Raw genomic sequence first — 3,284 nt, 5'->3', positions numbered from 1 at the left:
GTGGGGGGGGGGGGCCGGCCGCGTGGGTGACCTCCCACACGGGGCGGGGGGGGGGGCGGGGGCCCCCCACGGGCGCCCGGCCCCCCGGCTCAGGAGACGGGGGCCGGTTCACGGGGCGGGGTCCAGCGGAGGTGGACGGCGCGGTCGGGGTCCTCGGCGCGCAGCAGGGTGAGGCGGGGGCGGATGGCGTCGGTGCGGGAGGTGGGGGGTTTGCGGCTGCCGGCGCGGTAGGGGAGGGGCCAGTCGGCGGCCGGGCCGCGGTAGTCCTGTTCGGCGGCGGCGTGCAGCGTCCACTGCGGGTCGTAGAGGTGGGTGCGGCCGATGGCGCAGAGGTCGGCGCGGCCGGCCATGAGGATGGAGTTGACGTCGTCGTAGGAGGCGATGGCGCCGACGGCGATGACGGCGGTGCCGGTGACGGCGGCGACCTCGTGGCGGATCCGGTCGGCGTAGGGGGTCTGATAGGAGCGGCCGTAGGCGGGGCGTTCGTGCTTGGTGACCTGGCCGGTGGAGACGTCGAGGCCGTCGGCGCCGTGGGCGATGAAGGCGCGGGCGATCTCGACGGCGTCGTGTTCGGTGTTGCCGTCGGGGGCCCAGTCGGTGGCGGAGATGCGCACGATCACCGGGCGGTCGGCGGGCCAGGTCGCGCGGACGGCGTCGAAGACCTCCAGGGGGTAGCGCAGGCGGTTCTCCAGCGGGCCGCCGTACTCGTCGGTGCGGTGGTTGGCCAGCGGGGAGAGGAAGGACGAGAGCAGGTAGCCGTGGGCGCAGTGGAGTTCGAGGAGGTCGAAGCCGGCTTCCGCGCCGCGCCGGGCGGCGGCGACGAACTCGGCGGTGATCCGGTCGAGTTCGGCGCGGGTGAGCTCGCGGGGTGTCGCGGAGGCGGGGCCGTAGGGGACTTCGGACGGTCCGACGACGTCCCAGTTGCCCTGCTCCAGCGGTTCGTCCATGCCCTCCCACATGAGCCGGGTCGAGCCCTTGCGGCCGGAGTGGCCGAGCTGGAGGCCCATCCGGGCGGTCGAGTTGGCGTGCGCGAAGGAGACGATGCGCTGCCACGCGTCGCGCTGCCCGTCGTTCCACAGGCCGGTGCAGCCGGGGGTGATGCGGCCCTCGGGGGAGACGCAGACCATCTCGGTCATGACCAGGCCGGCACCGCCCATCGCCTTCGAGCCGAGGTGGACGAGGTGGAAGTCGCCGGGGAGGCCGTCGACGGCGGAGTACATGTCCATGGGGGAGACGATGACGCGGTTCTTGAGCTCCAGCGGCCCGAGTCGGAAGGGCTGGAACATCGCCGGGACGACGCTGTCGGCGCCCTGCGCCTTCGCGAAGGCCTCGTCGACGCGGTCGGCGAAGTGCGGGTCGCGGGTACGGAGGTTGTCGTAGGTGATGCGGCGGGAGCGGGTGAGCAGGTTGAAGCAGAACTGCACGGGCTCCTGGCCGGTGTACATGCCGATGTTCTCGAACCACTCCAGGGAGGCCTGCGCGGCGCGCTGGGTGGACTCGACGACCGGGCGGCGCTCGGCCTCGTAGGCCGTCAACGCCTCGTCCAGCGTGGGGTGTTCGTGCAGGCAGGCGGCGAGGGCGAGGGCGTCCTCCATGGCGAGCTTGGTGCCCGAGCCGATCGAGAAGTGCGCGGTGTGCGCGGCGTCGCCGAGCAGGACGAGCCCGCCGTCGTGCCAGCGCTCGTTGCGCACGGTGGTGAAGTTGAGCCAGCGCGAGTTGTTGGCGAACAGCCGGTGTCCGTCGAGCTCGTCGGCGAACAGGGCGCGGATCCGCTCCACGGCGGGCTCGTCGGAGGCGCCGGGCGGGAGGTCGGGGCCGGTGTCGAAGCCGGCCCGGCGCCACACGTCCTCGTGCATCTCGACGATGAAGGTGGAGCCGGTGGCGGAGTAGGGGTAGCCGTGGACCTGCATGGTCCCCCACTCGGTCTGCTTGATGAGGAACTGGAAGGCTTCGAAGACCAGGTCGGTGCCGAGCCACATGTACTTGTTGCGGCGGGTGTCGAGCGTGGGCCCGAACGCTTCCGGACTCGCCTGCCGGACGGCCGAGTTGACGCCGTCGGCGGCCACGACCAGGTCGTGCCCGGCGCGCAGCGCGGCGGTGTCCGGCGCGGGCGTGCCGAAGCGCAGGTCGACGCCGAGGCCGCGGCAGCGCTCCTGGAGCAGGTGCAGCAGCTCGCGGCGGCTCATGGCGGCGAAGCCCTGGCCTCCGACGGTGTGGGTGCGGCCGCCGACGTGGATGTCGATGTCCGTCCAGCGGGCGAAGCGGTCGGCCATGGCGGCGGCGAACTCGGCGTCCGCGTTCTCGATGCCGCCGAGCGTCTCGTCGGAGAAGACCACGCCGAAGCCGAAGGTGACGTCGGGCGCGTTGCGCTCCCACACGGTGACCTCGTGGGCGGGGTCGAGCTGCTTCATGAGCGCGGCGAGGTACAGGCCGCCGGGGCCGCCGCCGACGATCGCGATCTTCACTGGGTTCCTTTCTCGGCAGGGGCCTGGCCGCCGCTGCGCTCGCCGTCCGCGACGAGCCGGCGCAGCACGAAGCGCTGGAGCTTGCCGCTGGTGTTGCGGGGCAGGGCGTCGCAGAACCGCACGTCGCGCGGGTACTTGTAGGGGGCCAGGACCTGTTTGACGTGGTCCTGGATCTCCCTGGCCTTGGCGGCGGCCGCCTCGCCGTCCGGGACGCCGTCGCGCAGGACGACGAACGCGCAGACGACGGAGCCGCGTTCGGGGTCGGGCTTGGCGACGACGCCGGACTCGACGACGTCCGGGTGGGTGTCGATGGCGGCCTCGACCTCGGGGCCGCCGATGTTGTAGCCCGAGGAGACGATCATGGCGTCGCTGCGGGCCTGGTAGTAGAAGTAGCCGTCGGCGTCGCGGTGGAAGAGGTCGCCGGTGACGTTCCAGCCGTCCACGACGTACTCGTCCTGGCGCGGGTCGTCCAGGTAGCGGCAGCCGACCGGGCCGATGACGGCGAGCCGGCCGGGCTCGCCGGGGCCGAGCTCGTGGCCGTCGAGGTCGAGGATGGTGGCCCGGTAGCCGGGCAGCGGGCGGCCGGTGGCGCCGGGGCGGATGTCGTCGCCGACGGCGGAGATGAAGATGTGCAGCAGCTCGGTGGCGCCGATGCCGTTGATGATGCGCAGCCCGGTCGCCTCGAACCAGGCCTGCCAGGTCGCCGCGGGCAGGTTCTCCCCGGCCGACACACAGCGGCGCAGCGCCGACAGGTCGTGGCCGTCCAGCTGGCCGAGCATCGTGCGGTAGGCGGTCGGCGCGGTGAACAGGACCGAGACC

General features: G+C 73.1%; 2 protein-coding genes. Both read right to left on the bottom strand.

The features are described 5' to 3' along the window. Positions 1–89: 89 nt before the first annotated feature. A complete protein-coding gene (locus tag ACFV4F_RS42905; protein ID WP_380511390.1) occupies positions 90–2,465 on the bottom strand; it encodes a bifunctional salicylyl-CoA 5-hydroxylase/oxidoreductase in 2,376 nt (791 codons plus the stop codon). After that, positions 2,462–3,284, bottom strand: an 823-nt coding sequence (locus ACFV4F_RS42900; RefSeq protein WP_380511387.1) for an AMP-binding protein, incomplete at its 5' end; no start/stop codon positions are given. The genes ACFV4F_RS42905 and ACFV4F_RS42900, both read right to left, overlap by 4 nt.

The organism is Kitasatospora sp. NPDC059722 (assembly GCF_042733235.1).
Classification (GTDB): domain Bacteria; phylum Actinomycetota; class Actinomycetes; order Streptomycetales; family Streptomycetaceae; genus Kitasatospora.
Note: the sequence above shows the minus strand (reverse complement) of the source record. Positions and strands in the feature narration are given on the sequence as shown.